Raw genomic sequence first — 4077 nt, forward strand, 5'->3', positions numbered from 1 at the left:
TCCTCCCGGAGCGGGGCGGTGTGCGGCTCCAGGTCGTGGTCGAGGGACCGGACACCACGGGTGGCCGGCCCGTCGCCGTGCACTCGCGTCCCGACGACGGCGACACCTGGACCCTCCACGCAACCGGACTCCTGACCGAACCCGTCGGCGCCGAACCGGACGACCTGGCGGTCTGGCCGCCCGCCGACGCCGAACGCATCGAACTGGACGGCTTCTACGAGGGGCTGGCCGATCGCGGCTACCACTACGGGAACGCCTTCCGCGGCCTGGCGTCCGCGTGGCGCCATGGCTCGGACATCCTCGCGGAGGTGGCCCTGCCCGAGGACAACGACGCCGCTTCCTACGGCATTCACCCCGCTCTGCTGGACGCCTCACTGCACCCCGCGCTTCTCGACGCGGCGGGCTCCGACGACGAGAACGTCCGCCTGCCGTTCTCGTTCAACGGAGTCGAGCTGCACGCCTCCGGCGCGGCAGCGGCACGGGTGCGCATCGCCTGGGCCGGAACCGACACCGTCGCGCTCACGCTGCTCGACGCGGCGGGACACACCGTGGCCGTGGTCGACGGCCTCGTCTCCCGCCCCGTGAAGGGCGAGCTCGGTGCGGCGGCCGGCGGCAACTCCCTGTTCCACCTGGACTGGAAGCGGGTAGCCGACGCCGCGACCGCGGCCCCCGCGGTCGGCGGCGGACGGTGGGCCGTTCTCCAGCACCCGGACGCCGACGTCCTGTCGGCGCTCAAGGACGCCGCGGATTCCGTCGACACATGTGCCGACCTGGACGAGCTGATCGCGCTCATGGACGCGGGCACGCCAGCACCCGACACCGTGGTGCTGGCCGTGCCGTCCACCACCGGAGCAGTCGGCGACGGCCTGACCGCAGCGGTGCACCGACGCTCCGCCGAGGCACTGGCCACCGCACAGCGGTGGCTCGCCGACGAACGTTTCGCGGGTTCCCGGCTCGTCTGCGTCACGCGCGGTGCCGTATCGACCGCGGGTGACGCCGTCACCGATCTGCCGGGCGCCGCCCTGTGGGGCCTGGTGCGCTCCGCGCAGGCCGAGCACCCCGCCAGGTTCGCCCTCGTCGACATCGACGACTCCGTCGCCTCGTGGGCCGTACTCGCCGAGGCAGCCGCCTCCGGTCAGGACCAACTCGCGCTCCGGGCCGGGACGCGGCTCACGCCGGTGCTCGCCGCCGCGGGAGCCGCACCCGAGGACGCCCCGGACGTCCGCCTGGACGCCGGCACCGTTCTCGTCACCGGAGGCACCGGCACCCTCGGCGGACTCGTGGCCCGTCACCTGGTCACCCGGCACGGCGTGCGCCGGCTGCTGCTGACCAGCCGCCGCGGACGGGACGCCGACGGCGTCACCGAACTCGTCGCCGACCTCACCGCGGCCGGGGCGACACAGGTCACGATCGCCGCGTGCGACACCGCCGACCCTGCCGCCCTCGCCGACGTGCTCGCCGGTTTCGGCGACGACGACCCGCTGAGCGGCGTGGTCCACGCCGCGGGCGTGACGGACGACGGCATCGTCGGCGGCCTCACCCCCGAACAGCTAGCACGGGTCCTGCGGCCCAAGGTCGATGCCGCCGTCAACCTGCACCGGCTGACGCGGCACATGAACCTTGCCGCCTTCGTCCTCTTCTCCTCGTTCAGCGGCGTGCTGGGCAGCGCGGGACAGGCCAACTACGCCTCCGCCAACGCCTTCCTCGACGCTCTCGCCCAGCACCGCAGGACCCTCGGGCTGCCCGGTGTGTCCCTGGCCTGGGGCCTGTGGGAGCAGAGCAGCGGCATCACTGCCCGCCTCGACCGCGGTGACCTGGCGCGCGGCAGCCGGGCGGGCGTCCGCGCCCTGACCACCGAGCAGGCGCTCGCCCTGTTCGACCGGGGGCTCACGGCGGACCGGGCGCTGCTCGTCCCGGTGGCGCTCGACCAGCGGGCACTGGCCGCCCGAGCGGTCACCGAACCCGTGCCCCAGATCTTCCGCGACCTGGTCCGGGTGCCCGCCCGCCGCATGGCGGCGGCACACCCCGGCACCGGCGGCCAGGACGGACCGACGCTCGCCGAGCGCCTCGCCACCGTCCCGGCCGAGAAGCGTGACGCGTTGCTCCTGGACGTCGTCCGGGGCCACGCCGCGACGGCGCTGGGGCATGGAAGCCCCGGCACCGTGGCCGCGGAGACCGGCTTCCTCGACCAGGGCTTCGACTCCCTCACGGCCGTCGAACTGCGCAACCGGCTCGCCGTCGAATCCGGACTGCGCCTGCCCGCCACTGTCATCTTCGACTACCCGACGCCGACGGCTCTCGCCCGCTACCTCGGCGACGAGCTCGCCGTGGTCGACGGCACGGACCCCCGGGCAGCCGAGGAAGGCCGCGTCCGCCAGGCGCTCTCCGCCATCCCGCTCAACCGGCTCCGGGAGGCCGGCGTGCTCGAAACGCTGGTTCGCCTCGCCGGACTGGAAACCGCGGATGCCGCCGTCGGGACACCCGACCACGACGGGGACCCCGAGGGCACGGCAGAGGGCGACGGGGCAGCCGGGATCGACGACATGGACCTCGACGACCTCCTCCGCCTCGCCGAGAACGACCAGTGACCTCCGACCGCGCCGAAGCCAAGGAACGAGCCATGACTCCATCCCAGGACAACGCCGCCGACCGGTCGGACCACGACAAGGTCGTCGGTGCCCTCCGGAACACGCTGAAGGAAGCCGAGCGGCTGCGACGGGAGAACGCCCGGCTGACGGCCGCCGCCGAGCCCGTCGCGATCGTCGGCATGGCCTGCCGCTACCCCGGCGGCGTCGGCTCTCCGGAGGAACTGTGGGACCTGGTCGCCGAGGGACGCGACGCGGTGTCCGGCTTCCCCGCCGACCGCGGCTGGAACCTCGACACGCTGTACGACCCGGACCCGGATGCTCCGGGTAAGTCGTACGTGCGTGAGGGCGGGTTCCTGTACGACGCGGCGGAGTTCGACGCGGGGTTCTTCGGGATCTCGCCGCGTGAGGCGCTGGCGATGGACCCGCAGCAGCGGCTGCTGCTGGAGACGTCCTGGGAAGCGATCGAGCGGGCCGGGATCGACCCCACGTCCCTCAAGGGCACCCGTACCGGTGTCTACGCGGGGATCATGTACCACGACTACGGCGCCCCGATGGACCAAGTGCCCCAGGATGTCGAGGCGTTCATAGGCACCGGCAACGCGGGCAGTGTGCTGTCCGGCCGGATCGCCTACACCTTCGGCCTCGAAGGCCCCGCCGTCACCATCGACACCGCCTGCTCGTCGTCGCTGACCGCGCTGCACCTCGCCGTGACCGCTCTCCGACAGGGCGAGTGCACGATGGCTCTCGCCGCCGGGGTGACCGTCCTCGCCACACCCGACGTGTTCATCGGTTTCAGCCGGCAGCGTGGTCTGTCGCCGGACGGGCGGTGCAAGGCGTTCGCCGCTTCGGCCGACGGCACGGGCTGGGCGGAGGGTGCGGGCGTCCTGCTCGTCGAGCGTCTCTCGGACGCCGTCCGCAACGGCCACCCCGTGCTGGCCGTCGTCCGCGGCACCGCCGTCAACCAGGACGGTGCCAGCAGTGGCCTCACCGCCCCCAACGGCCCCGCCCAGCAGCGGGTCATCCGCCAGGCGCTCGCCGCCGCCCGGCTCTCTGCCGCCGAGGTCGACGCGGTGGAGGCGCACGGTACCGGTACCACGCTGGGTGACCCGATCGAGGCGCAGGCGTTGTTGGCCACCTATGGCCAGGACCGCACGGACGGGCACCCGCTGTATCTGGGTTCGCTGAAGTCCAACATCGGTCATGCCCAGGCAGCCGCCGGCATGGGCGGCGTCATGAAGATGGTCATGGCCATGTACCACGGAGTGCTGCCCAAGTCCCTGCACCTGGACGACCCGACCCCCAAGGTCGACTGGAACAGCGGGGACATCGCCCTCCTCACCGAGCGCCGCGTCTGGCCGGAGACCGGCCGCCCGCGTCGGGCCGCGGTGTCCTCCTTCGGCGCCAGCGGGACGAATGCGCATGTGGTGTTGGAGCAGGCGCCTGTTTCGTCGGGTGGGGTTGTGCCGGTGTCCGGGGTGGAGCCGTCTGG

2 protein-coding genes are annotated in these 4077 nt (G+C 73.2%); both read left to right on the top strand.

Annotation, left to right across the window (positions count from 1 at the left end; genetic code table 11):
- The coding region (locus SZN_RS35955) for a type I polyketide synthase (protein ID WP_007505324.1) at positions 1-2588 on the top strand (2588 nt) is incomplete at its 5' end.
- 32 nt (positions 2589-2620) lie between these two features.
- A partial coding sequence (locus SZN_RS35960) for a type I polyketide synthase (protein WP_139063677.1) occupies positions 2621-4077 on the top strand: 1457 nt, incomplete at its 3' end.

Origin of the sequence: Streptomyces zinciresistens K42 (assembly GCF_000225525.1) — a bacterium.
In the GTDB taxonomy this organism is placed as follows: Bacteria; Actinomycetota; Actinomycetes; order Streptomycetales; family Streptomycetaceae; genus Streptomyces; species Streptomyces zinciresistens.